29 protein-coding genes are annotated in these 25,486 nt (G+C 36.5%); 15 read left to right on the forward strand and 14 right to left on the reverse strand.

What is annotated here, in order from left to right; translation table 11 throughout:
- Positions 1–70 precede the first annotated feature (70 nt).
- Positions 71–913, forward strand: coding sequence for an alpha/beta hydrolase family protein (locus ACQWU4_RS13750; RefSeq protein WP_429936317.1), 843 nt, complete (start codon positions 71–73; stop codon positions 911–913).
- A gap of 115 nt (positions 914–1,028) precedes the next feature.
- On the opposite strand, the gene ACQWU4_RS13755 is transcribed toward ACQWU4_RS13750, so the two are convergent.
- The 8 genes from ACQWU4_RS13755 to ACQWU4_RS13790 all read right to left on the reverse strand — a co-directional run bounded on the left by ACQWU4_RS13755 (position 1,029) and on the right by ACQWU4_RS13790 (position 9,095).
- Positions 1,029–1,853, reverse strand: coding sequence for a flavin reductase family protein (locus ACQWU4_RS13755; protein ID WP_429936318.1), 825 nt, complete (start codon positions 1,851–1,853; stop codon positions 1,029–1,031).
- A gap of 84 nt (positions 1,854–1,937) precedes the next feature.
- On the reverse strand, positions 1,938–2,336 hold the full coding sequence (locus ACQWU4_RS13760; RefSeq protein WP_429936319.1) for a GxxExxY protein: 399 nt from the start codon (positions 2,334–2,336) through the stop codon (positions 1,938–1,940).
- Between the two features lie 123 nt (positions 2,337–2,459).
- Positions 2,460–3,707 (reverse strand): fumarylacetoacetase, encoded by a 1,248-nt coding sequence (gene fahA, locus ACQWU4_RS13765; RefSeq protein ID WP_429936320.1) that lies wholly within the window; start codon positions 3,705–3,707, stop codon positions 2,460–2,462.
- 72 nt (positions 3,708–3,779) lie between these two features.
- Positions 3,780–4,238, reverse strand: coding sequence for a hypothetical protein (locus tag ACQWU4_RS13770; RefSeq protein ID WP_429936321.1), 459 nt, complete (start codon positions 4,236–4,238; stop codon positions 3,780–3,782).
- 72 nt (positions 4,239–4,310) lie between these two features.
- Complete coding sequence (hppD, locus tag ACQWU4_RS13775) at positions 4,311–5,441, reverse strand: 4-hydroxyphenylpyruvate dioxygenase (protein ID WP_429936322.1); 1,131 nt, start codon at positions 5,439–5,441, stop codon at positions 4,311–4,313.
- Between the two features lie 243 nt (positions 5,442–5,684).
- On the reverse strand, positions 5,685–6,467 hold the full coding sequence (locus ACQWU4_RS13780) for a hypothetical protein (protein ID WP_429936323.1): 783 nt from the start codon (positions 6,465–6,467) through the stop codon (positions 5,685–5,687).
- A 139-nt stretch (positions 6,468–6,606) separates the two neighbouring features.
- Positions 6,607–7,881 (reverse strand): acetyl-CoA hydrolase/transferase family protein, encoded by a 1,275-nt coding sequence (locus ACQWU4_RS13785; protein ID WP_429936324.1) that lies wholly within the window; start codon positions 7,879–7,881, stop codon positions 6,607–6,609.
- Positions 7,882–7,907: 26 nt separating this feature from the next.
- Positions 7,908–9,095 carry a homogentisate 1,2-dioxygenase gene (locus ACQWU4_RS13790; RefSeq protein ID WP_429936325.1) on the reverse strand — a complete coding sequence of 396 codons (1,188 nt, stop codon included), beginning with the start codon at positions 9,093–9,095 and terminating at the stop codon, positions 7,908–7,910.
- Positions 9,096–9,216: 121 nt separating this feature from the next.
- Here ACQWU4_RS13790 and ACQWU4_RS13795 point away from each other — a divergent pair, with 121 nt between their 5' ends.
- Together ACQWU4_RS13795 and ACQWU4_RS13800 are read left to right on the forward strand one after the other, a co-directional pair.
- Positions 9,217–11,286, forward strand: coding sequence for a TonB-dependent receptor plug domain-containing protein (locus tag ACQWU4_RS13795; RefSeq protein ID WP_429936326.1), 2,070 nt, complete (start codon positions 9,217–9,219; stop codon positions 11,284–11,286).
- An 86-nt stretch (positions 11,287–11,372) separates the two neighbouring features.
- Entirely contained in the window at positions 11,373–11,744 is a 372-nt protein-coding gene (locus ACQWU4_RS13800) for a thioredoxin family protein (RefSeq protein ID WP_429936327.1), read from the forward strand.
- A gap of 88 nt (positions 11,745–11,832) precedes the next feature.
- Here the strand turns inward: ACQWU4_RS13800 and ACQWU4_RS13805 are convergent, their stop codons facing one another.
- Together ACQWU4_RS13805 and ACQWU4_RS13810 are read right to left on the reverse strand one after the other, a co-directional pair.
- Entirely contained in the window at positions 11,833–12,303 is a 471-nt protein-coding gene (locus ACQWU4_RS13805) for a cupin domain-containing protein (RefSeq protein WP_429936328.1), read from the reverse strand.
- Positions 12,304–12,310: 7 nt separating this feature from the next.
- Positions 12,311–13,300, reverse strand: a complete 990-nt coding sequence (locus ACQWU4_RS13810; protein WP_429936329.1) for an NADP-dependent oxidoreductase — start codon at positions 13,298–13,300, stop codon at positions 12,311–12,313.
- A gap of 91 nt (positions 13,301–13,391) precedes the next feature.
- Between ACQWU4_RS13810 and ACQWU4_RS13815 the strand changes: the two genes are divergently transcribed.
- Positions 13,392–13,769 carry a winged helix-turn-helix transcriptional regulator gene (locus ACQWU4_RS13815; protein ID WP_429936330.1) on the forward strand — a complete coding sequence of 126 codons (378 nt, stop codon included), beginning with the start codon at positions 13,392–13,394 and terminating at the stop codon, positions 13,767–13,769.
- Positions 13,770–14,029: 260 nt separating this feature from the next.
- On the opposite strand, the gene ACQWU4_RS13820 is transcribed toward ACQWU4_RS13815, so the two are convergent.
- The gene (locus ACQWU4_RS13820) at positions 14,030–14,395 is read right to left on the reverse strand and encodes a DUF1304 domain-containing protein (RefSeq protein ID WP_429936331.1); all 366 of its coding nucleotides are present in this window, start codon (positions 14,393–14,395) and stop codon (positions 14,030–14,032) included.
- 66 nt (positions 14,396–14,461) lie between these two features.
- Between ACQWU4_RS13820 and ACQWU4_RS13825 the strand changes: the two genes are divergently transcribed.
- From ACQWU4_RS13825 to ACQWU4_RS13835, 3 genes are read left to right on the forward strand one after another with little or no spacing between them, the layout of a single operon-like run.
- The gene (locus ACQWU4_RS13825; RefSeq protein ID WP_429936332.1) at positions 14,462–15,034 is read left to right on the forward strand and encodes a Crp/Fnr family transcriptional regulator; all 573 of its coding nucleotides are present in this window, start codon (positions 14,462–14,464) and stop codon (positions 15,032–15,034) included.
- A 42-nt stretch (positions 15,035–15,076) separates the two neighbouring features.
- On the forward strand, positions 15,077–15,529 hold the full coding sequence (locus ACQWU4_RS13830) for a DoxX family membrane protein (RefSeq protein ID WP_429936333.1): 453 nt from the start codon (positions 15,077–15,079) through the stop codon (positions 15,527–15,529).
- A 4-nt stretch (positions 15,530–15,533) separates the two neighbouring features.
- Complete coding sequence (locus ACQWU4_RS13835; RefSeq protein ID WP_429936334.1) at positions 15,534–15,977, forward strand: carboxymuconolactone decarboxylase family protein; 444 nt, start codon at positions 15,534–15,536, stop codon at positions 15,975–15,977.
- Positions 15,978–16,050: 73 nt separating this feature from the next.
- Here the strand turns inward: ACQWU4_RS13835 and ACQWU4_RS13840 are convergent, their stop codons facing one another.
- Positions 16,051–16,857, reverse strand: coding sequence for a PhzF family phenazine biosynthesis protein (locus ACQWU4_RS13840; RefSeq protein WP_429936335.1), 807 nt, complete (start codon positions 16,855–16,857; stop codon positions 16,051–16,053).
- Positions 16,858–17,119: 262 nt separating this feature from the next.
- On the opposite strand from ACQWU4_RS13840, the gene ACQWU4_RS13845 reads away from it, so the two are divergent.
- From ACQWU4_RS13845 to ACQWU4_RS13860, 4 genes are all read left to right on the forward strand, one after another.
- Positions 17,120–17,887, forward strand: coding sequence for a helix-turn-helix transcriptional regulator (locus ACQWU4_RS13845; RefSeq protein WP_429936336.1), 768 nt, complete (start codon positions 17,120–17,122; stop codon positions 17,885–17,887).
- A 34-nt stretch (positions 17,888–17,921) separates the two neighbouring features.
- The gene (locus tag ACQWU4_RS13850; protein ID WP_429936337.1) at positions 17,922–18,578 is read left to right on the forward strand and encodes a hypothetical protein; all 657 of its coding nucleotides are present in this window, start codon (positions 17,922–17,924) and stop codon (positions 18,576–18,578) included.
- 6 nt (positions 18,579–18,584) lie between these two features.
- Positions 18,585–19,016, forward strand: coding sequence for an SRPBCC family protein (locus tag ACQWU4_RS13855; RefSeq protein ID WP_429936338.1), 432 nt, complete (start codon positions 18,585–18,587; stop codon positions 19,014–19,016).
- A gap of 479 nt (positions 19,017–19,495) precedes the next feature.
- Positions 19,496–20,977: a hypothetical protein gene (locus tag ACQWU4_RS13860; RefSeq protein WP_429936339.1), complete on the forward strand. Its 1,482-nt coding sequence runs from the start codon at positions 19,496–19,498 to the stop codon at positions 20,975–20,977.
- Here ACQWU4_RS13860 and ACQWU4_RS13865 read toward each other — a convergent pair.
- Both ACQWU4_RS13865 and ACQWU4_RS13870 read right to left on the reverse strand, forming a co-directional pair.
- On the reverse strand, positions 20,974–21,882 hold the full coding sequence (locus ACQWU4_RS13865) for a LysR family transcriptional regulator (protein ID WP_429936340.1): 909 nt from the start codon (positions 21,880–21,882) through the stop codon (positions 20,974–20,976). The two genes, ACQWU4_RS13860 and ACQWU4_RS13865, sit on opposite strands and share 4 nt — an antisense overlap.
- A 41-nt stretch (positions 21,883–21,923) precedes the next feature.
- Positions 21,924–22,670 (reverse strand): metallophosphoesterase family protein, encoded by a 747-nt coding sequence (locus tag ACQWU4_RS13870; RefSeq protein ID WP_429936341.1) that lies wholly within the window; start codon positions 22,668–22,670, stop codon positions 21,924–21,926.
- Positions 22,671–22,858: 188 nt separating this feature from the next.
- On the opposite strand from ACQWU4_RS13870, the gene ACQWU4_RS13875 reads away from it, so the two are divergent.
- The 4 genes from ACQWU4_RS13875 (at position 22,859) to ACQWU4_RS13890 (ending at position 25,404) form a co-directional block, all read left to right on the forward strand.
- Positions 22,859–23,473: an NAD(P)H-dependent oxidoreductase gene (locus ACQWU4_RS13875; protein ID WP_429936342.1), complete on the forward strand. Its 615-nt coding sequence runs from the start codon at positions 22,859–22,861 to the stop codon at positions 23,471–23,473.
- Positions 23,473–24,357, forward strand: a complete 885-nt coding sequence (locus ACQWU4_RS13880; protein WP_429936343.1) for an NAD-dependent epimerase/dehydratase family protein — start codon at positions 23,473–23,475, stop codon at positions 24,355–24,357. The genes ACQWU4_RS13875 and ACQWU4_RS13880 overlap by 1 nt, the downstream gene beginning before the upstream one ends.
- A gap of 2 nt (positions 24,358–24,359) precedes the next feature.
- The gene (locus ACQWU4_RS13885; protein WP_429936344.1) at positions 24,360–24,647 is read left to right on the forward strand and encodes a putative quinol monooxygenase; all 288 of its coding nucleotides are present in this window, start codon (positions 24,360–24,362) and stop codon (positions 24,645–24,647) included.
- A gap of 79 nt (positions 24,648–24,726) precedes the next feature.
- A complete protein-coding gene (locus tag ACQWU4_RS13890; protein ID WP_429936345.1) occupies positions 24,727–25,404 on the forward strand; it encodes a type 1 glutamine amidotransferase domain-containing protein in 678 nt (225 codons plus the stop codon).
- The last annotated feature ends 82 nt before the right edge of the window (positions 25,405–25,486 follow it).

The following is a 25,486-nucleotide window of genomic DNA, read 5'->3' on the forward strand; positions in this document are numbered from 1 at the left end:
TTATATATTTAGGTTAATGTGAATAATGCAGGTATCACTGTTATTTAAGAATTGTAATTAAATTTTTTATATGGAATTGATTAAAAGCCTTAATATAAAACTGGAAAATTCAGAAACCCGAAGTTTTCTGGCCGATGCAATTTATCCTGAAACCGATGAAAAACTGCCTTTGGTGATTTTTGTTCATGGCTACAAAGGTTATAAAGACTGGGGAGCATGGAGCCTTATGGCTGAAAAATTTGCCGGAGCAGGCTTTTTCTTTGTGAAATTCAATTCATCCCATAACGGAACCACCGTTGACGATCCTCACAATTTTGGTGATCTGGAAGCTTTTGGAAATAATAACTATTCAAAAGAACTGTCAGATTTGGGGGTTGTGATAGATCATTTTGTGAAAGATCCTCATGTAGATGACCAGAGAATAATTCTGATCGGGCATAGCAGAGGAGGGGGAATTTCCATCATAAAAACATTTGAAGACGAAAGAATCAACGGGCTTATCACTCTGGCAAGTGTGGATAGTCTGGAACGCTTTCCGAAAAATGAAGCTCTGGAAAACTGGAAAAAAGAAGGTGTTTATTTTGTTCTGAACGGAAGAACAAAACAGGAAATGCCGCATTATTATCAGTTTTATGAAGATTTTGAAAAAAATATTCACCGTTTTGACGTAGAAAGGGCAGCAGAAATGGCTAAAGCTTATGTACTGGTTATTCACGGAACTCATGATGAAAGTGTAAGTGTGAAAAATGCAGAACATCTTCATATCCTGAATCCGAATTCAGAATTATTCTTAATTGAGAATGCTGATCATACTTTCGGCTCAAAAGAACCATGGACCGGAAATGATCTTCCGCACGACCTGAATACTGCCACAGAAAAATGTATTGATTTTATTAATAAGAATATAAAGTAAAGCTTAAAACAGGTTGAGGTAATTATTTTCTGATTGCTTTTCTGTCGTTAAGGAATTTAACCTCACAAAAAAAATAAAAACCAGCCTGATTACAGGCTGGTTTTATTATTTGGAATTATTGTTTTGTTAAAAGCGTCCAGGCGTCTTCAATCCTGCTTTCCAGAAGTAGTTTCTGGGCATCTAAGTGAACATTTTCATCAGCTTGAAAATCTCCTGCGGGAAGTACTTCTACATTAGCAAGCATTCCCAGGTCGTTTCCGGTAAATACCTTGCTGTATTTAATAGAATCAGGTAAAAGATCAAAGCCGATTCCTTTTGTAACCAATGGTTTCGGAACCTCAAAAAGGCTGTTTTCATTGCTTCTTGAATACCAGTTGCTTCCTAATCGAGCCACCATATCCAGGTTCTGCTGATCTAAATTTCCAGCTTCATTCAGATACTCTTCCCTGATATGGATTTTCTGAACTTCACAGATCACAAGATTTCCTGCACCTCCCTGATCTCCCAGAGGTTTTACTTCTAAAACTTTACATTCAAAATTTACAGGGCATTCTTCAATCAGTTTGGGCTGTACCAGATCTGCATCTTTCATGGTAAGACCGGATTTGATAAACTCATTGACTCCGGTTTCATATTCGGTTGAAGCCAGAGAAATCTGCTGTACAATTGGAAAATTCACTGTTCCGATTACTACTTCAGGAACTTCCAGAACGTTTTTCAGTGTATGTTTGGTAGTATTATCCCGTACTCTTCTCGATGGTGAAAAAATCAATATCGGAGGAACCGTACTGAACATATTAAAAAAGCTGAATGGAGATAAGTTGATGGTTCCGTTTTTATCTACCGTAGAAGCCAATGCAATAGGTCGTGGAGACACAGCGGTCTGCATAATGGTCTGGAGCTGTACGGGGGATATTTCGGAGGGTATTACTGTTTTCATTGTTTTTGTTTAACACTTAAGTTAATTTTAGTCTTTTTGTATGTGTTTAATAAGTACACTTAAGTTTTTGAAAATCGTAGATTTTCATTCTTTTGGCAAACCTTTAAATGATTTAGCAGCAAAAAATTCACAACCTTCATGATACAGGTTGGTAACATTAAAATTGACTAATATTGAACGAGGTGCTTTTAAGAGATTCATATAATTCATCGTTTGAGCTTTATGAATTTGGTGAATTTCAGAAACAGATTTAAGCTCTAAAACAATTAAATTTTCAATCAAAAAATCACATTTCAATTTACAATCTATATGCTGCCCTTTATAAACAAATGGAATTTCAAGTTCGCTTTGATATTTTAAACCTAACAGATTAAATTCTTTTTCCAAACATTGGTGGTACACTTCTTCATATAAGCCAGGACCTGCAAGTTTATGAACCTCTATACAAGCTCCAACAACTTTATAAGAAAGATCGTTGATCAATTTTTGTGTAACCATGGCAGAGAAGCATTATGAAAATCGTAGGTTTTCAAAACTAAAGTGAACTTAAAATTTACCATTATAATGTAACTAAACTAATACTTAAGTGTTTAATTTTATTATTTATTAAATGGTTGGAATGATTTTACCCGAAACCTCACCAAAACCTACTCTCACACCATCTTTTTCAGCCCAGGCCTTCATGGTAACCGTATCATTGTCCTCGATGAATTTTCTTTCCTGACCGTTACTTAATTGTAAAGGATTCTGTCCTCTCCATGTCAGTTCCAGCATAGATCCGAAAGATTTTGGATCGCTTCCGGAAATGGTTCCGCTGGCATACATATCTCCAACTTCCACATTACAGCCGTTTACCGTGTGGTGGGCCAGCTGTTGGGTCATATTCCAGTACATGTGCTTGTAATTGCTTTCGCATACAAGGTTTTGTTCTCCGTTTTCAGGCTGGATATATACTTCAAGGTTGATGTCATAATTTTTATCACCTTCAAATTTTAAATATTCTAAAACTTCAGGATCTTGTTTTGGAGAAGCTGTTCTGAACGGCTCCAAGGCTTCAAGGGTAACAACCCACGGAGAAATAGATGAACCGAAATTCTTGGCAAGGAAAGGTCCCAGCGGAACATATTCCCAGGCCTGGATATCTCTTGCCGACCAGTCATTGAATACTACCATTCCGAAGATAGCGTCTTCAGCATCTTTTGTAGAAATGCTTTCACCCATTTCCGTATTTCTGTTAAGAATGAAGGCCATTTCCAGTTCAAAATCCAGCTGCTTGCTTGGTCCGAAAAGTGGTTTTTCTGCGTCTGCCGGTTTTGTCTGTCCTTTAGGGCGGTTAATTTCTGTCCCTGAAACTACTATAGATGATGCTCTTCCGTGATAACCCACAGGAAGGTGTTTCCAGTTCGGAAGAAGTGCATTGGCCGGGTCACGGAACATTTTTCCTACGTTCGTTGCATGTTCTATGCTGCTGTAAAAATCCGTATAGTTCGGAATATGTACAGGCATCATCATTTTTACTTTATCAAGATCGTAGAATGCGTCTTCAATGGTTTTTTCATCTTTTGAAAGAGCGGACCCTTCCTGAAGAAGTTCCTGAATTCTGGCACGTACCGCATTGGTTACAGGTTTTCCCAGTTCAATAAACTCATTGATGGTATAGGCTTCAAAAATATTGTCATCCAGTCCTTCAATGTTTTCAAAATATCCGAGGTCATAAAGGGTGGCAAGATCAACTACCTGATCTCCGATCCTTGTACAGCATCCGATATATTCTTTATTAAAAACTGCTACTCCGAAGGGAATATTATGTATAGAAAAGTCTGAATCTGAAGAATATTCTACAAATGATTTCATAATTTTTTTGGAATTAAATTAAAATGGTAAGATAGTAAATCTATAAAGATCTGCTACCCGATTCTGCGGGAATTATTTCTTTTTGGAATAAGAGGCTTCATCTATCCATCTGTCTTTTGTATTGACATCGATAAGATACAGGATATCATCCTGCTTGGTCAACAGTAAAGTTTTGGTAACAGGCATCGGAACCCTTTTGTTTTCAAGTTTATCCGCTCTCATGGAAAGAATGTTTTTTTTCCTGATGATATCTCCGGTGAAAACGTTTGAACTGCTTTCTCCGGTCGCTTTGTCATCAAAAACTTCCACATAGGTAGCCTGATTTCCTTTAATAACAATAAAGTCTCTTTCCGTATGATCCTCTGCATCTTTAATGAAGATAAACTTCTTATTGTCAATATTTACCTTTTCAAGATGCTGATTGATGCCCTTTCTTTCTTCCAGACGATTAAGAATTTCATTAAGTGTTCCGTATTGAGCTTTAAGCCCTAATGTTCCAAAAAATAAAATCCCGATTAAAAATTTTCTCATAATGTGTGTTTTTTAAAAAAAAGTTTTGTCAAGACTCCTCATCCTGACAAAACTTATTATTATTTATTTAAATTAAAGATTCCCTCTTCTTTCCTGTTCTCTTTCCAATGCTTCGAATAATGCTTTGAAGTTTCCGGCACCAAAACTCTGTGCACCGTGTCTTTCAATGATTTCAAAGAATAGAGTAGGACGGTCTTCTACCGGCTTCGTAAAAATCTGAAGCAAGTAACCTTCTTCATCATGATCAATAAGGATGCCTAAGTCTTGTAATTTCTTAATATCTTCATCAATATGACCAACTCTTTCAGGTACCATATCGTAATAAGCCTCTGGTGGAGCGGAAAGGAACTCTACTCCGCGTTTTTTTAATTGAGTTACTGTATGGATAATATCTTTTGTAGCCACAGCGATGTGCTGTACACCTTCACCTTCATAAAAATCAAGATATTCTTCTACCTGAGATTTCTTTTTACCTTCTGCAGGCTCGTTGATCGGGAATTTTGCATATCCGTTTCCATTGGACATTACCTTAGACATCAATGCTGAATATTCTGTATTGATCTGTTTGTCATCAAAAGAAAGGATATTGACGAAGCCCATTACTTTTTCGTACCATTCTACGGTAGGTATCATTCTGTTCCAGTCTACGTTTCCTACACAGTGGTCTACATATAATAAACCTGCTTCTTCAGGATTGTAGTCACTTTCCATTTTTTCATATCCGGGCATGAAAGCTCCTTTGTAGTTTTTTCTTTCAATAAACATGTGGACTGTTTCTCCGTATGTATAAATTCCGGACATTCTTACCTCTCCATTCTCATCTGTTAAAGTTACAGGTTCCAGATATGGTCTTCCGCCTCTCTTGGTAGTTTCTTCAAAAGCCTGGTAAGCGTCATCTACCCAAAGTGCCAAAATTTTCACTCCATCACCATGTTTTTTTACGTGTTCGCTGATAGGTGAATCAGATTTAAGGCCTGTTGTTAATACCAATCTTATTTTCCCCTGTTGAAGAACATAAGAAGCACGGTCTCTTACTCCTGTTTCAGGACCTGCATATGCTACAGACTGAAAACCGAATGCGGTTTTGTAATAATGGGCAGCCTGTTTAGCATTTCCTACATAAAACTCAATGTAATCTGTACCGTTGATCGGTAAAAAATTCTCTGCTTGAGCAATTTTTTCGGCAAATGTAAGTGTTGACATATTTCTATTTTACTTTTATTTTTATGTATGCAAATTACAAAAATCTTAGAAATAGCGAAAGCGTTGAATCAGATTCCTTGAATATACTTAACATAATGTTAAAGAAGAGTTCATTTAAGTATATTTAAGTTTCTTTATAATAAAATTGGATCTCTACCTTTGATATCAAGAACAAGTGAAAAAAAAATATTTTCGAAAAAAGGAAAGCCGTAGAATTTTCTACGGCTTTCTCTATTTTTATATTTAGGCTTTTCTATTTAATCGGCCTGCATCGGGATTATAATTATCCCATATTTTCCATGTATTATCTATTTTCCGGATAAAATAGATTTGGGTATTAAGCTGATTTACAAAGTGTTCTTCACCTGTTTCACCCACTTTAAACAACAGATTCCAGAATTCCTGGGCTTCCAGTATTTTCTTGTCGGGTTCATCCGTAACAAGGTTAATATCAAAAACTTCGTAATTGGAACGGTTGTTTTTAGTTACCAGCTGAAAATCCCTTTCACACAATTCTCTGCTGAACTCTGTAGCTCTTTCCAAAAACGGGGAACCGTCAAATACCAGGTCTTTGAAAATTTCTGTTTTATGTTCAGGGAATTTTTTGTAAAATTCAAATACGGTAGCACAGTATTCGTATACCATTTTCGTAAGAAACTCAAGGCTGCCTTCCGGTCCTTTTTCCTGATTGTTTATTTTTAAAGATTGTATGTAATCATTAAGGTCTTTGTAGCCGAGAAATATACATATTTTGTCCAGTGTTTTCAGGAATCTCAGATCATTGTGAGTCTTATCCTGATAATCATTTTCAAAAAAACGCTGCAGAGTAACGTGCGATATTGTATTTCCTATTTCAAATTTTTTTCCTCCTTTCAGTTCTTCAGCTTCAGATAATTCATCTTTTATAATTTCAGAAAGTATAATATAATGGCTTCTTTTCCATTCACTCACATTCCCCAAAACAGAATTTCTTACTTTTGAATGCTTTTCGACCTCTTCTCTTATCGAATTATATATAGTTTTCAATTTCCCTTGGTTTTAAATGAGTTTATCAAAAACATTGCCAAAATGTTAAAGCTTTTTTAAGATTCGTTCTGTTTTTGTTATTAATATACTGGCGTTACTTGTGAAAAATATTCACGGGAGAATTTTATGATGATATTTCCTAGTGTTTAAATCGCTCATAAGCAGCTCTTTCCAACATTTCCCTGTCATCAGGATGAGCAATGCTGATTAACTCTTGTGCCCGCTGGCGGAGATTTTTACCATATAAATAAGCTGTGCCATATTCTGTCACAACATAATGAATATGTCCCCTTGTTGTCACAACTCCGGCACCCTGTTTAAGAAAAGGAACAATCCTTGAGACTCCTTTTTTGGTTCTTGAAGTGATGGCAATGATTGGTTTTCCATCCTCACTTAAAGCTGCACCTCTCATAAAGTCCATTTGGCCGCCAATTCCACTATACTGTAATGTTCCGATGGAATCTGCACATACCTGTCCGGTAAGGTCAATTTCAATGGCAGAATTAATTGCGACCATTTTTTTGTTCCTCATGATATTGATCGGGAAATTCACATCGCTTACGTCTTTGAAGGCAAAAACCGTATTGTCATCTACATAATCGTAAAGCTTTCTTGTTCCGAAACAGAAACTTGTGATTGTTTTGTTATCGTTGTAGCCTTTATATTTGTTGTTGATTACATCATTCTGGATCAGATCTATGACACCGTCGCTCAGCATTTCCGTATGAACTCCCAGGTCTTTATGATTGTTTAAGCATTTCAGTACGGCATCGGGAATAGTTCCGATACCCATCTGTAATGTTGATTTATCTTCAATAAGCTCTGCCACGTTTTTTCCCACAAGCATTTCTTCGGGACCCACTTTTGAACCGTAGTCTACCGTTGGAAGCTCTTCTTCATGCCATACCAGCTTATGAATTCTGCTGATGTGGATCATTCCGTCTCCGTGGGTTCTCGGCATCAAAGGATTTACAACTGCAACAATGAGCTTAGCCGTATCTACAGCAGCCCTTGCAACATCTACGGAAGTTCCCAAAGTACAGAATCCATGTTTATCCGGTGGAGAAACCGTTACCAAAGCCACATCCAGCGGTAATATGTTTTTTCTGAATAAAATAGGAATCTCGCTTAAGAAAACGGGAACAAAATCTCCTCTGTCTGAATTCACAGCATCACGCACAGGCGTTGATACAAATAATGAATTAACAAAAAATTTGTCTTTATATTCTGGTTTGGCAATTTCCACATTGCCCTGTTGGGTGATAGAAACCATTTCCACGTTTTCCAGACGGTGAGACTGCCTTGCCAGCTCATCAATAAGGTAATTCGGAGTACATGCACTTCCGTGGAAAAATACGCGGTTTCCGCTTTTTACAGTATATATCGCTTCTTCTGCACTAATATAATTGTACATAATGAAATTTTTTTATGAGTGATTTTTTATTCCTGAGAACGGTCTTCCATAGTTCTGTCCGATTCTTCCAGCCATGAGGTTTTGTAAGATGGGTCTTCTACTTTTAAGGCTTCTTCTGTAATTTTCAAAGGACGGAAAGGATCTACCATTAAGGCATATTCCTCAGTGAATTTTTTACCGATACTTCTTTCCATAGCTCCCGGATGAGGCCCGTGCACGATTCCTCCAGGGTGCAGGGTAAAGTCCATTAAATCAATGTGATTACGGCTCATAAAGTCACCTTCCGTATAGAATAGAACCTCATCGGAATCAATATTCGAGTGGTTATAAGGAGCAGGAATAGCTAAAGGATGATAGTCATACATTCTTGCACAGAATGAGCAAACTACAAAATTATGACCTTCAAAATTCTGGTGTACAGGAGGCGGTTGGTGGATTCTGCCTGTAATTGGCTCGAAATTTTTAATATTGAATTTATAAGGATAGAAATATCCGTCCCAGCCTACAACATCAAAAGGGTGTGTTGCATAGATGAAATCTGTAATCTGGTTTTCTTTTTTTACTTTAATTAAAAATTCCCCTTTTTCATCTTTAGGTTCTTTAAAAACCGGTGCAATAATATCTCTCTCGCAGAAAGGAGAATGCTCCAAAAGCTGTCCGAATTCATTTCTGTATCGTTTTGGAGTATAAATAGGAGAGTGGCTTTCAAGCACAAAAAACACAGTATTATCTGATTTTAATTCTACCTGATAGATTGTCCCTCTCGGAATAATAAGATAGTCACCAGTGACAAACTCCAGATCTCCGATAAATGTTTTCAGAATTCCGGTTCCCTGATGAACATATAAAAGCTCATCACATTCTGCATTTTTATAGAAATAGTCCATAGACTTTCTAGGTTTTGCCAATCCCATTTTCAGATCATTGTTCATCAAAAGGATCTTTCGGCTGTCCATGAAATCATCTTCAGGCGTTACATTCATTCCTTTGAACATTCTTGGGGCCACGTTTTTTTCCACAGCGATCTTCGGAGTTACATCTTTTGCCGATCCGATGGATTTGATCTGTGTAGGTCGGTGTATATGATAGAGCAATGAGGAAATTCCGTGAAAGCCTTCCGTTCCGAAAAGCTGTTCATAGTAAAATTTATCTTCCGGCGATTTGAAAATCGTGTGTCTTTTTTGTGGGATGTTTCCCGCTTGATGATATCTCATTTTACTTTTATATGTAGTTTCTCAAATTTAATCATTTTTCGTGAATTGATTCTAACAACATTTGTCATGGTGTTTTGTAATTCAAAAATAATTGTTAGATTTGTCTAACAATTTTAATTTCATGAAGCGAATACTATTTTCTGTTACTCTTTTATCTTCTTTTTGTTTTTCTCAGGAGACAGACAGTCTGAATTTAAACTCAACTATAAAAAATGATTCTACCACGATTTCCAAAGCGAAAATAAAAACGAGTAATATTGAAGATGTTGTCATTACCGGGACCATTAAACCTTTCAGCAGATCAAAAAGTCCTGTGGCTGTAGAAGTTTACAGTCAGAAATTTTTTCAGAAAAACCCTACACCAAGCATTTTTGAGGCTATTGCGATGGTCAATGGAGTAAAGCCGCAGCTCAACTGTTCAGTATGTAACACCGGCGATATCCATATCAATGGTCTGGAAGGCCCTTATACCATGATTCTGATCGACGGAATGCCCATTGTAAGTTCTCTTTCTACGGTATATGGTTTAAGCGGAATCCCCAACAGCCTTGTTGACAGAATTGAAGTCGTGAAAGGCCCGGCTTCTTCTATTTATGGTTCTGAAGCAATGGGAGGTGTGATCAATATCATCACCAAGAATGCATTGACTGCCCCGAAACTGAGTGTCGATCTGATGACAAGCACATGGAGTGAAAATAATCTTGATGTTTCAACAAAATTTAATGTAGGGAAGAACGCTGCCTCTTTATTAAGCTTAAATTATTTCAGCTTTAAAGAGAAAATAGACCAGAACAAAGACAATTTCACAGATGCAGCATTACAAAGCAGGATTTCTGTTTTTAATAAATGGAATTTTAAAAGAAAGGAAAACCGCCAGGCCAGTTTTGCCATGAGATATTTATATGAAGACCGCTTCGGAGGTGAAATGCAGTGGAACAGATCTTACCGCGGGAGTGGTGATGTATATGGCGAAAGTATTTATACCAACAGGGCAGAAGTGTTCGGGTTGTATCAGTGGCCCCTAAAAGAATATATTGTTACCCAGTTTTCTTATAATTACCATGATCAGGACTCTTTTTATGGCAGTAATCCTTATAATGCCTTGCAAAAGGTGGCTTTTGCCCAGACCTACTGGAGTAAAAAAGTGGGAAATCATGATCTTACCGGAGGAATTACTTTTAAAAGAACATTTTATGATGACAATACGCCCGGAACCTTATCTGGTGACGGAACCAGCAATGCACCGATGAAATCGCCAATCTGGGGAGCTTTTGTACAGGATCAGTGGGAAATCAATGACAAGAATACTTTACTGGCAGGTTACCGTTTTGATTATGATAAAATTCACCACGAAGTACATTCACCGAGGTTTGCGTGGAAGTTTTCCCCAAATCCTTATCACACTTTGCGGTTCAACTTCGGAACGGGATTCAGGGTGGTAAATCTGTTCACAGAAGACCATGCTGCACTTACCGGCTCAAGAGAAGTCGTGATCAAATCTGATCTGAAGCCCGAACGATCTGTCAACGGAAATTTGAATTATATCTGGAAAATTCCTGTGGGAAGCCGTTTGCTTCAATTGGATGCATCTGCATTTTATACTTATTTCAGCAACAAAATTGTAGGAGATTTTGATACCGATCCGGATAAAATTATTTATGATAATCTTCACGGATATGGAATTTCAAGAGGAGCATCAATGAATGTGGATTTTAACTTCAGTTTTCCTTTGAGCGTAGGTTTGGGAGTAACCTATTTAGATGTTTATCAGAAATTTGACGGTGAAAATGAAAAATCACAGCAGCTGCATGCCCCGAAATGGAGCGGAACCTATAATCTTTCATATAAATTTCCACATGATCTTACTGTTGATTTTACAGGACAGTTCTACGGACCCATGAGACTTCCGGTACTGCCAAATGACTACCGTCCGGAGTATTCACCGTTCTATTCTTTAGCCAATATTCAGGTTTCAAAAAGCTTTAAATCTGGTTTTGAGGTGTATTGCGGGATCAAAAATCTCTTCAATTTTACTCCGAAAGACCCTCTGATGAGACCTTTTGATCCATTTGATAAATATGTGGACGATCCGGTAAGTAACCCAAACCATTATACTTTTGATACTTCTTACGGTTACGCACCGATGCAGAGGATCAGAGGCTTTCTGGGAATAAAATATACCTTGAAATGAAAACTTTTATTTTATTTTTAATGTTAGTGCCCTGTTTTTGTCTGTCTCAGATGAAAACAGGCACTTTTTCCGATCTTGAAATATCCATGAAAAAGGATCCGAAGCCCGTTATTATCCATCTGTATACAGATTGGTGTTCAGTCTGTAAAATGGAAAAACATGTTTTGAATAAAGACAAAGAAACTGTTGACCTGATTAATGAAAATTTTTATCTTGTCAATTTTGAAGCTGAAAAAACAAAAGAAAATATAAATTTTCAAGGGAAGGAGTTCAGCTATCTCCCGAATGGAAGTTCAGGAATCCATGAGCTGGCGTTGGCGCTGTCTAAGAATAAAGATCAGCCTGTTTATCCTTTGTGGATTGTTTTGGATAAAGATCAGAAGCTGGTATATTATCATGAAGGGCTGCTGACACCGGAAATAATGAAGCAGAAACTTTTGGAAATTTCTGCTTTGTAGTTACTTTTGGTATTTTTTGTTGGAAACTTAACGAAAGGAGGATGAGGTAGTTTTCTTGATTGTGCAATATTGGTAAATCTGAAATCTTTTAATTTTCTGCATCAATTAACACTGCCAATTGGATGCACGGTTCTTCAGACCGGTTACTCCACGCATGATTGGTTCCTCTCTGAATGACAATATCTCCAGGCTTGAGATGTGTTTCACCTTCTTCCATCATCAGATAAAGTTCGCCTGAGAGAATAATAATATAATCTAAAGTTTGGGTCTGATGCATCATAGGATGAGGTTCTCCGGTTTTGAACTCTACTCCAAGATCTTTATCCGGCGGAATGGCCACATAGCGGAAATAGGTTCCGTTTTTAGGTGTTTGTGGAAATCCTGTGTTGGGAATTTTGGTTTCAAAATCAAGTGATGCCGGCATTTTTTGAGTATTCCATATATCTGAGATCATTAAGCCGGGAAGATGTTCAACTGCATTTTCTGTCTGGTGATCTTCAATAATGGCAGATTTTCCGTCTTTGATTCCTGTTACGATTCGTCTGGGTATGGTTTTCATCTATTTATTAATGTTTCATAATTAGTTTGTGACCTTGGGTTTCATTGTTTTTCAATATGGAATGGGCTTTTAAAACCGTATCCAGGGAAAGTTCTCCTATTGTTTTATAGTTGGGAGGAACGATAATCTCATTTTCAATAAGCCTTGAAATTTCTTCTAAACTCCCTTTATAATATTGATAATCTTTGTTCATACTGTATGAATAATTAGAGATATTCATAATGACTGCCCCTTTATTGAAAAGGGTTTCGTGGGCGTCTTTCGAGATCAGTGCGGTTACATCTGCGTATGTACCATTTATTTTTAAAACGTTTGCAGTGATTTCCGACATATAATTTCCAACAAGATCAATTCCGAAGTCAAAAGGCTTATTATCATTTGCTTTCAAAATATTTGCTTCAAGATTTTCTTCTTTATAGTTGATGATCTGATGGCTTTTTAAACCCAATTCAAGAAGAATCTGTCTGTTTTCTTTACTTCCGACAGTAGCTGTAATATTATTAAAACGATTGGCTCTTAAAAATTTGATCACAAAAGAACCGACTCCACCTGTTGCTCCCGTAACCAAAACAGTATCATTACTGTTCAGTTTTAAACGTCTGACTATTTGTAATGCAGTAAGCCCCGCAGAAGGTATGGCAGCAGCCTGTTCAAAAGAAATATTTTCAGGCTTAAATGTTACAATAGCTTCCGGAACAGCAATGTATTTTGCATAAGTTCCGTTACTTCCCATAGATCCGCTTGCACAGTATACTTCATCCCCAATGTTGAACTGGTGGGCTTCCGCTCCTTTTTCCACAATAATACCAGACAATTCCCGCCCTAGAATGGGTGAGCTGATCAGTTTCCGTTCCAGTTCGTTTTCAAGCATCTGGTAGTCGATAGGATTGAAACCACTGGCTTTAATCTGGATTAAAACTTCATGATTCTTTAGAACAGGTTTTTCTGCCACAGCATCTTCAAGCTGGAAATTTTTATTTAATACAATAGCTTTCATAAAAATAATTTGATAGACAAATGTAAAAAGAGAATAGTTTATATTTGCTACTAGTTAACTATTGGTAACCAGTTACCTGAATGAAACTATTATGGCAAAAATTATTGAAAACGGAATAGAAAGAGAAGCAAGCTGTACGGAAGAATTATTCGCCATGCGTGACAGCCTTGATGTATTGGGTGGAAAATGGAAACTGATGATTCTGCGCTACCTGACCAACAGAACGGACCAGCAGATTCATTTTAAAAAACTGCAGCGGGGAATTGACGGGATTTCTGCCAAAATGCTTAGTAAAGAATTAAAAGAGCTGGAAGTGAATCTTCTGATCACAAGAACGATTCAGGATACAAAACCCATTACGGTAACTTATGCAGTCACGGAATATGGAAAATCTGTTTTACCGGTAACTGAAACTCTTGTGAATTGGGGAATTATACATCGGGAGAAGATCAAACAGTCGATGGGGTAATTTGATTTAAAGATTCAAATATTCTGGTCTAATAAATATGCCTCAATAAAGGAAAATCTGCTTAATCTGCATGATCTGTGAGAAAAAATAACTTCATCATTCTGTCATTGCAAACCTTAAGTGAAGTAATCTCAAAAATATTCAAGCAAAATAGCCTATGAGATTGCTTCGTCGCTTCGCTCCTCGCAATGACAACGCAATTTCGATTACCAATAATAATTAAAAGGTAATTCTAGAAAGAAAACTAAATAACTTAAAGCCTATTTCAAAAGAACAGCAATAATTGCTAATATCGCCGGCAATGCCTGTACAAAAAATATTCTTTTTGTTGCAGAAACAGCTCCATAAATTCCGGCTACTGCTACACAGCCCAAAAAGAACAGTGCAATATTATCCTGCCATTTCGGATCTTCAATTAAGAAAGACCAGATCAGTCCTGCAGCAAGAAAACCATTGTATAATCCCTGATTGGCAGCAAGTCCTTTTGTGGGTTTAAACATTTCCGCCGGCAATGCGGCTTTAAATACTTCTTTTCCTTTGGTTTCCCAGGCAAACATTTCCATCCAAAGAATATAAAGATGCTCCAGTGCAACGATGGCGATCAGAATTTTGGCTACGAGTTCCATTATTTAATGTTTTTGACATTGTAAAACTAAAAAAATAAAGTTAAGTTTGGTTATTCAATTGCAAAGATGGATAGTTTCAAGGCACATTTAAATAAATTTATCACAGTCACGGATGAGGAATATGTTTCTATATTCTCTTATTTTAAAGAAATGGAAGTGAAGAAAAAGCAGACTCTGATGTTTCACGGTGAAATCTGCAGATCAATGTACTTTGTGTCGGTAGGCTGTCTGAGAAAATTTTTTATTAATGAAAAAGGAGCGGAGCAAACGACTGAGTTTGCCATAGAAAACTGGTGGATCACGGATACTTTTGCTTATGAAAGACAGATCAAATCGGATTTCTCTATTCAGGCGGTGGAGCGTTCTACCATCCTTGTCATAGACCTCCAGCAGCAGGAACTCTTGTTGCAGAAACACCCGGTTATGGAACGTTACTTCAGGATGATCTATCAGAGGGCTTATGCAGCTTCGGAAAGACGCATCCGTTATTTATATGAAATGTCCAGGGAAGAACTGTATGTGCATTTCAGTACTTTGTACCCCTGGTTTATCCAAAGAATTCCTCAATATTTAATAGCTTCTTTTCTGAACCTTACGCCGGAATACCTGAGTGAAATCAGGGCAAAATTACGTTCTTAAACCAGTTTAAGATTTTTCCCGATTATAAACCGGAAATTTGTCATGTTATTAAAAGCCAAGATCATGACAGATAAAAATATTCAGTTTCCACAGCTATTTTTAAGATTAGCCATTTCTGTGACCAAGCTTTCTGCTGTGGCAGACAGGTTTGGTTTTTGGGGTAAAGAAGCTGCCTGGGGAAACTGGGCCAATTTTGAGGCTTATACCAGAAAGCTGACCTTCTTTCTCCCTGAAGGCTTAAGCGTATTTTCTGCTTATACCGCAACTTTTTTTGAAATACTTTTCCCTTTGATGCTGCTTTTGGGCTGGAAAACCAGAATTGCAGCTTATGGAGCAGGTTTTCTGCTGCTTGTATTTGCTTTGTCAATGACGCTGGCATTAGGATTTAAAGCCCCTTTGGATTATTCTGTCTGGGTAGGCAGTGCCGGAGCTTTTTTATTGGCTGTTCAGCCGAAATATTTTTTTAGTATAGATCATTTAACCAACAAATTATAATATTATGAGCGCAAGATTAAATATTGCCACTGTAGATTCAGCTGCTTACAAAGCAATGATGGGATTGGAAGCATACCTTCAAACCATTTCTTTAAACCACATTCAAAAAGAACTAATTAAAATCAGAGCTTCACAGATCAACAAGTGTGCTTTCTGTCTGGATATGCATACGAAGGATGCCCTTAAATATGGGGAAACAACTCAAAGGATTTTCATTCTTGACGGATGGAGAGAAGCGAAAGAGTTTTTCACAGAAGAAGAGCAGGTACTTCTTGCTATGACGGAGGAAATTACCCTGATCAGCCACAATGGTCTTACTGAGGAGACGTTCCAGAAAGCAAAACAGTATTTTGATGATGCCCAGATTGCCCAGATTATCATGGCTATTGTAACCATCAATGCATGGAACAGAATTGCAATAAGTACTCATTTACCGGTTATGAAATAATTTTTCAACGGTATTTATCAAAAGAGCCTTTCAATTTTTTTGAAAAGCTCTTTTATATTATGAATGGGAAGAGCTATATTTCAATATTGCCTTTCAAAAAAATGACTGCGTTACTTTTTATAACGGTTCTGTTGTCCTTTAATTCAACTTCCATACTGCCTGTACGTGCGGAAGACTGAAAAGCTTTCAATACTTTTTTATTCAGCTTTAATGACCAGTATCTGCATAAAAAGCTTTGTACGCCACCGGTAACGGGATCTTCATCTGATCCTGACCACGGCCAGAAATAACGGTATTCAAAATCATATCCGGCTTTTGATGACGGAGCAGTTACCAGAACTCCACTGATAGAGGTTTTGATGTTTTTCAATGTATTGAAATCAGGAGCCAGATTCTGCAGTTCGCTGCTGCTTTCTATTTCTGCCATCAGGATATTATGATCTTTGTTGTATTCACAACTGATGACATTCTTAATTCCGATTGCTGTTTTTAATTCTTCTGAAATAACTGCTTCTTCAGTTTCATGAACGGGAAAGAGCATTTCAATATGGGAAGGCTTTTTTGATATTTCAAGAATCTGTCCGAATTGGGTATGAAAGGTTATTTCATTCAATTCGGTATTCTCACTGAATAAAGCTTTTGCAGAAGCCAGTGTAGCATGGCCGCACAATGGAATTTCTGTGACAGGTGAAAAATAGCGTATGGAATAAGTATTGGATTGCTGATGAATAACAAAAGCCGTTTCCGAAAAACCAAATTCCTTTGCCATGTTAATCATTATATCTTCACTGACCGGATTTTCCAGAATGCATACTCCTGCCTGGTTTCCTTTAAACATCTCGTCTGTAAATGCATCAACAATAAATGACCTGATCTTCATAAGTACTGATAATTTATTTACAAAGTAAGCACAATCCGGGATCAGATTCGATCTATTTAATCTATATCAGTGATCAGATTTATTGCTAATTAAAAATGATTTTTTGGGATGGAAAAAAACAAATTTCCCTGATGTAAATCGGTATTATTAATGGTGGAAGTTACAGATACAAAATTTCTTCCTTATAAAATTAGATATTTGTTTACCTTATTGGTTTAATTCACGTATTTTTATTCTGAAATTTTTGAAATTTAAAACTTAAATGCAACTACCAATATTATTTTTATCTGCCGGTTACTTTATATATATTGGCCGCGCTATTGATACAGTTGTTCATGAGCATCATGCCATACAGATTGCTGTAAGTTTTGACGATGAAATAGAAGTGCTTTCATCCGGTTCAGTCATTAAAAGTAAAGCTATTATTATTAATTCTGATGAGCCTCATGAATGCAGAACCCGTACCAATACATTTTTACTGATCAATATAGACCCCGAGTGTAAAATAGGGATAAATCTCAGAGAAACTTACCTGTCTGACCAAAAGGTGGTAACATTGCCTGAAGCAGCTGTGGGAGAGCTGTTGGACGATTTGAAACCGTTGTTAGGCAGTGATACAACTCCTGACCGTATTTTTGATACTATACTTCAATTTCTTCGGGGATTATCAGATACAGATGTGAAGGAAGTTCTGGACGACCGGGTCGCCAAAGTTCTGAAAGTCCTTAAAGAACCGGGATATGAATCCTTAAAGATTGAGGATTTATCAGCTTTAGTCCATCTTTCCCCAAGCAGGCTTATTCATTTATTTACAACGCAGGTGGGTATTCCTATCAGAAAATATGTTTTATGGGCAAGGCTTTTAGCGGCACTGCAATGTATTATTGATGGCTGCAATATCACAGATGCTGCCCTCGAAGCCGGTTTCTCCGATACACCACACTTTAACCGTACATTCAAAAGAATGTTTGGACAGGCTCCTTCACTTTTATTGAAAAATGACCAAATCATACAAGTTTATGTAAGATGATATTGGCAACTTTGCCATTATAAATCTATATATTATGTATGCAATTAACCATGCTGCGACAGCTTTATTAATTAAAAAAAATGCACCTAAATTGCCGTTGTTTCCATTATTGGTCTCCGTGCAGCTTGTAGAAGTGTTTTGGGTCTTTTTCAATTACGTAGGTTGGGAGCATTTCTCAATTTCAGGAGGTAAAGTACATCTCGATTTCCTGCCTTATTCACATTCCATTTTTTCGGGAATTGCGGCGGCTGTGCTTTCGTTTTGTGTGATTAACTGGGGTTATAAAAACAGACAGCTTGCCATTGCTTTTGCTATTGGCGTTGTATCGCACGTTATGATTGATGTGATCTTTCATGAAAAAGATATTCAGCTGTCACCATTCTTCGCTAAACCGGTTTTAGGACTTGGAATTCTTGATTATCCCATCCTTAATTTTATCATTGAATTTGCTTATGGATTATTCTGCTGGTGGTATTTTAAAGGAAATAAGGCGTTACTTTGGACCATAATAATATTCAATGTACTTGATTTGCCAATCATGCTTTCACATGGGGATGCACTGACTCCTTTTGTTAATTATCCGTTTCTTTTGCCATCAGTTATATTGTTCCAGATACTTATCACATGGTACTTTGTTTTTCGTTATGCAAGCTCGAAAAATGAAAAGCAGCAATCCGTAAGCGAAATTTAATTACAGATGAAATTTACAAATGAAATTTTTATAGCACGCTCTCCAGAGGTTACTTTTCACTTTGTGAGCGATATTAGTAATACACCCTTATGGAACTATGCAGTTGTAGAGACTCAAATGGTATCAGAAGTTTTTGCAGGTGTAGGTACAATGTATAGACAGCAAAGAAGGTTTTTAAACAAAACTCTGGAGGATACTTTTGTCATTACTGAATATGAAGCTGATCGTTTATTGACCCTTAAAAGTATTGAAGCAGAATATCCTTTTTTAATCAGATATTCCTTTAAACCTTCGGAGCATGGAACAATTTTAATTAATTCTTTTGAGCTGCACGGACGGCTATTTGATAATCTTTTGAGTATTCTGTTTGAAAAAAAGGTCAAAAAAGCCGTTGCCAAAAACTTGGGAGTATTAAAAGAACTTATTGAAAGAAAATAGTAATTCATAAATAAAAGTAATTTATAAATAAACGAACCTTTGTGCACAAATATGGATTGGGACTTTATTTGATTTTCTCCTGAAATGAGTACTATGATATTCTCAATTGAGATGGATTTTTAAGCATTTATAATCCAAAAGTTTAATCTGAATAAGATATGTGAATTAGATCAGTATTTTGAAGTGGGATTTCATTTCAAAAAGGGAACCGTTTATCTTTTTTGGGATGTGATATGAGGGCATCATAGTTAATCACAACACCTGGAAAAGTAAATCTGTATGGGTTTCTGATAATGGCATCAGCTGATAAGTTTTTAACAGTTCCTCTAAAGCTGCTTTACCAAAGCTTCTTGCTGATTGAGGGCTCTGTAATATTCTCTGTAAGCCTTTGAAATATATTATTTTATATCATTTTTCAATAATTATTTTAATAACAATGTATTTGTATTAACATGATTATTATTTAATAAACACTCAGTATGAAAACAAAAATACTTGCTACTGTTTTTTTTGTGATAATTTTTTCATTCTATAAAGCACAGAATTATACTATAAAGCAGATAGACAGCTTAATTTCTTCTGCAACAGAGCTTTCACGTAAAACACCGAATAAAGCCGTTTCTGTGAATGAAAGAAACTATAAAATAGCTCAAAAAGCAAATTATACAGCAGGAATGATTAAAAGTTTGAATATGCTTTCTATATCATATTTAAATATGGGCAACTTTGAGAAAGCGCTTTTCTGTGCTAAACAAACCGAAAAAAAGGCTTCAGAAATTGACGATTACAAAAATATATGTAACGGGCTGCGTATCTCTGCCTCATCATATTCCTTGCTGGGTCTTGATGCAGAAGCACAGGAGATGATGAATAAGGCTTTTATTATGGTTGATAAAATAGCTGATCAGGATGGTTTTTATGAGACAAAAGGGAATTTATACTGCACTAAAATAGATATAATGGTTTATGGCAGTAAAGAAGTTTCGGTTCCCAAACTTTCTGAGTATACTAAAAAATCAATAAATGCATTTTCAAAAATTAAGAATACAGAGATCCGGAATTATTCTTTGGGTCTGGCTTATTCAAACTTAGGGCTGATTTATGTTGAACAAAAAGAATTTGACTCAGCCTATTATTATATGAATAAATCTTCAGACCTGGCCACAATTGAAAGAAACCCTTATAATAAGTGTGTTGCCTTGAATGGTTTAGTATATGCTTCAATGCAGCAAAAAAAATATAAGCAGGCAATCAGCTATCTGGAAGAATTGATACCACTTTCAAAAAAATCTAATGAATTTAACCTTTTAAAATCTTCATATCAGAGTATGGAAAGGTCCTATGACAGCATAGGAAACAAAGAAAAAAAACTAGAGTATCTTACTAGATTTAATAAACTTAGCGATAGTCTTTCCAAGGTTGACAGAGCATTAAGAGATACATCTATTGAAAAAATCGTAAAAGAAAAAGAAGAAACTTTTATGAAAGACAGACAGAGGCTTTATCTTCTTATTGCTGCTGTTTGTTTATTATCAGTTCTGGTCTGCTATTTCAGTTATAAAGCTTTCATCAATTATAAGCAGGAGAAAGAAAAAGCACAGCATAAAGAAAATGTAATTGAAGAAAAAGAATCTGAACTTATCGAGCTGAAACAAAAAGTAAATAATGCTTTTGAAGAAGTAATTGAGTTGGCAAAAAATAACGATCCTCCTTTCTTAACAAGGTTTCAGGAGGTATATCCTAACATTATAAAAAAATTACTGCAGATAGATCCTCAGCTGCAAAGCAGTGAACTCAGATTCTGTGCAATGCTGTTTCTTAATTTTTCCTCCAAAGATATTGCAGAATATACTTTTGTTCAGCATCAGTCGATACAGACAAGAAAAAACAGATTAAGAAAAAAATTAAATATTCCTACTCAGGAAGATATTTATCTCTGGCTGAAAAATCTGGACAATTAATTTTGAACTTTACCCATAACTTTACGGAATAATGATTTAATATGATCAATCTCGGACTGATAGTTCGTCTTTTTTCTGCAGCCGAAATAAAGGGTGTTTTCCAGTCTTTTTTCGCCTTCCCAGATGAGCTTGATTTCGCCTTTCTCTATTTCATTTTTGCACAGGAAATTAGGAATAACGGCCAGTCCGGTTCCACCTTTAAGGCAGCGGATAATGGAATTTAAATTAGGCACAATGTAATTGGGGCGGAAATTCGGCTTATGTCCGAAATTCATGATCCAGAACTGAAAAAGATGCTCCATATCTCCCGTTGTGCCATACCATTTTTCCTGCTTCAGCCATTCTTCGGCATGCTCGATTCCTTTTGTTTTAAGGGTCTCTTGGAAACTTTCGGTATCTATATCCTTTCCTCCTACAAGAATGATCTGTTCTGAAGAGAAGGCCTCGTGCTCAATATTAGGCGAAACTCCTTTTTTAGGCGTGATGATCAGATCTAAAATACCTTTATCCAGCTGATCCAGCATTTCCGGATATTCTCCGAAGCTGATGATCAGGTTAAAAGGCAAAGTAGAAACATACTGCTCCAATGTCGTCTGAAATGTTTCAAAACACATTCCCACACTGATTGTAGGAGTCAGTTTTTCCGTAGATTTCTGAAAATTCTTCTCTACATCTTCCAACTTGGAAATCGGTTCGGAAACGGCATTAAATAAAACTTTTCCTCTTTCGGTAGGTATCATTTTCCTTCCGGTTCTGTCAAATAATTTGTATCCGACATAAGCTTCAAGAGAACTTAAATGCAGACTTACGCCGGGCTGTGAAATAAACAGAGAATCTGCAGCACCAGTTAATGTTCCGGTTTTATATATTGCTTTAAAAGTACGGTACCATTCTAAATTGACCATGGCTTTAATTATAAATATTCTGATACAAAATTACAAAATAATTATAATACTGATGATTTTTCATTTCTCAGGAAAGCAGCATAATAATCAGGTATCCCGCTTTCCTCAATTCCACGGACAGTTTCTTCAATTGGATAAGCAATCTGAACAATCTCCGGGAAAATCTGTTTTTCATCTATGGTAAGAACCAGGTAAGAAGCAAGACGGTTTTCCTCTTTGGAACGGCCTACAGAACCACAGTTCACAGCCCATCCCTTAGTTTCAAAATGTTTTTTAAATGATAAATGGGTATGTCCCATCACAACGATATCGGATTGGGATTCTTCGAGCATATCAACAAAAATATCGTCATTTTCAGACTTATAAAGATAGGTGTCATTGCTGGCCAGAGCTGAATGTACCAACTGGATATTCCAGTACTTTTTCCCTATTTTATAGTTTAATTTTAAATGAAAAGGGAGCTCTGATAAAAACCTTTTATTCGCCTTCGTAATATTTTCTTTAGAATGATCAATAGCTATAAATCTTGCGTTGGTTTCTTCCTGTGAATGTTTGGGTAAAGGGATTACAGGAATATCAAAAGCAATTCTTTCATCATGGTTTCCCATCAGACAGGGGATATTCAGATTTCTGATCTTTTCGATTACTTCGTTTCCCCAAGGGGCAAAATCTACCAGATCTCCCAGACAGAACTTTTGCTGAATTCCTCTTTTCTCTATGTCTCCAAGTACCGCATTGAATGCAGGAAGATTTCCATGCACATCACTAAAAACCGCAATCTGTATCATATTCACTCTGTTTCCATAACAAAATTACAGGAGAAGTTTGATAACATGACCAATAAATGATATGACATTTAACCATGAATGAAATAATTACAACTATCATTATTCTAATAGTTAGTTATGAATTATCCTATTTTTATTATACAAAACCTGAATGTAACTTTGCATCATAAAATTTAAACAATCATAAAATGAAAAAAGTATTGATCATTAACGGAGGACAAAATTTCGGACATTCCGGAGGAAAATATAATGACACTATTGCTGAAAATACATTGGAAACCCTTAAAAAATTTGAAAATATAGAAATAAAAACCACCCAGATTTCAGATGGATATGATAAAGATGAAGAAGTAAAGAAATTTGTATGGGCAGATTTTATCATCTATCATACTCCGATCTGGTGGTTCCAGCTTCCTAACGGCTTCAAGAAATATATTGACGAAGTTTTCACAGCGGGCCATGCCAAAGGAATTTATATGAGTGACGGAAGAAAAGCTGAAAACCCTGAAATCAACTATGGTACTGGAGGAATGCTGGGTGGAAGAAAATATATGCTGACAACAAGCTGGAATGCTCCTGAAACTGCATTTACACTTCCGGGAGAATTCTTTAATGAAACAAGTGTAGATAATGGACCATTATTTGGATTCCATAGAATGAATGCCTTTGTTTCTCTGGAAAAAACGGAAAGTTTTCATTTCCATGATGTAGAGAAAAATGCCAATATTGAACGTGACATGAAGCTTTACAGAGAACATCTTGAAAATGTTTTCGAAAAAGAACTTAAACCACAATTAGTCTGATGAAAAAAGTTTTTATAACAGGAATCACTGGTTATATCGGTGGCAGTATTGCAAAGAAACTGTTAGGGAGAAACTACAGTGTAACAGGACTCGTTCGTAATGCGGATGCAGCAGAAAAATTAAAGCAATCAGGAATTGAACCCATCATAGGGAACATACATGATGAAGCTGTTTTAAATGCTGCGGTTTCTAATGCTGATGCGATTATCCATACTGCAGATTCTGCGGATGATGCCTATGCTGCAGACAGTTTCATTAACGCACTGGAAGGAAGCGGCAAAACATTTATTTTCACTTCAGGTTCAGCTATTTTTGGAGGAAAGGAGAATGGAGAAAAAAATGATTTTGTATACACAGAAGACATCCCTTTAAATCCGAGGCTGGAAATGGCTTCTAGAATATTGATTAATAATTACGTTCTTCAGTCTGCCAGGAAAAACATAAGAAGTATCGTTATTGTTCCTACAATGGTTTATGGAGAGGGACTGGGTTTAAAAAAAGACAGTATTCAGCTTCCTGCCTTAATCAATTTCTCTAAGGAAAAAGGATTTGGAGCTTATTTTGGAAAAGGTGAAAACGTATGGTCAAACCTCCATATTGAAGATTTGGCAGATCTATATGTTCTTGCCCTGGAAAAAGCAAAAGCCGGTTCGCTTTATTATGCGGAAAACGGTTCTTCAACCATAAAAAATCTTGCAGAAAATATAAGCAGACAATATAATCTGCAACCTGCACAGTCTGTCAGTGTGCAGGAAGCAGTCAATACATTCGGTCCGGCAGGCGGGTATTTCGGCTTTGCATCCAACAGTTTATGTAATGCCGACAAAGCAAGAACAGAATTAGGCTGGAAACCACAATATCAATCTATCGAAAAATTTATTTAATTATGAAAATCTATCTTACAGCAGTTATAAAAGCTAAAGAAGAGCACCAGAAAGAAGTACTGGAAATTCTTCAGAACATGGTAAAGGAAACCAGAAAAGAAGCGGCATGCGAACTATATAGCCTTCATCAGGGAATTGAAGATAAGAACCAGTTTGTTTTCTACGAAATCTGGAAAAGCGAAGAAGGGCTTGCACAACATAATCAGCAGCTTTACATTCAGGCTTTCGGTGCAATTATTGATGAGAAATTACAGGAGAAACCACAAATTTATACGACTCACATTATTTAGTATGAAGAAATTAGCATTTTTATTTTTAGCCTTATTTGCAATAGTATCTATTCAGGCACAACACTCAAAGTCTAAACATATGAAAAAGAAAATTTTATTTGTCGTAACAAGTCATGACAAAAAAGGAAACACCGGGGAAGATACAGGATATTATCTGGGGGAAGTTTCTCATCCATGGGAAGTACTTCACAAAGCAGGATATGAAATTGATTTTGTAAGCCCTAAAGGCGGAACCCCTCCGGTAGACGGATTCGATTTAAAAGATCCCGTAAACAAGGAATTCTGGGAAAACACAGAATATAAAAACAAGATAGATCATTCTTTACAGCCGTCTCAGGTAAATCCTGACAATTACGGTGCTATCTTCTATGCAGGAGGTCACGGTGCGATGTGGGATTTTGCAGACAATACAGAATTAGCAGGCATTGCTTCAAAAATTTATGAGAACGGAGGTATTGTAGCAGGAGTATGTCACGGTCCGGCTGGGCTTGTGAATATTAAGCTTAGCAACGGGAAATATCTGGTAGACGGCAAAAAAATCAATGCTTTTACGAATGAGGAAGAAGCTGAAGTAAAATTAACCGATGTAGTTCCTTTTCTTCTGGAAAACAAACTGAAAGAAAGAGGGGCAAAATTTGAAAAATCAGGGCTTTGGCAGAACCATGTAGTAACTGATCAGAGAGTTATTACAGGGCAAAACCCTCAATCGGCAAAAAGCGTTGGTGAAGCCATTGTAAAAGAATTGAAGACATTATAAAAACTGATTAATTAATGCTATTATTAGAGACCGTACGGATTTATTTCTCTAGATGTTGTAGTCGTAAGGAATACCTGTTCCG

It is taken from the genome of Chryseobacterium sp. MIQD13, from assembly GCF_050496705.1.
In the GTDB taxonomy this organism is placed as follows: domain Bacteria; phylum Bacteroidota; class Bacteroidia; order Flavobacteriales; family Weeksellaceae; genus Chryseobacterium.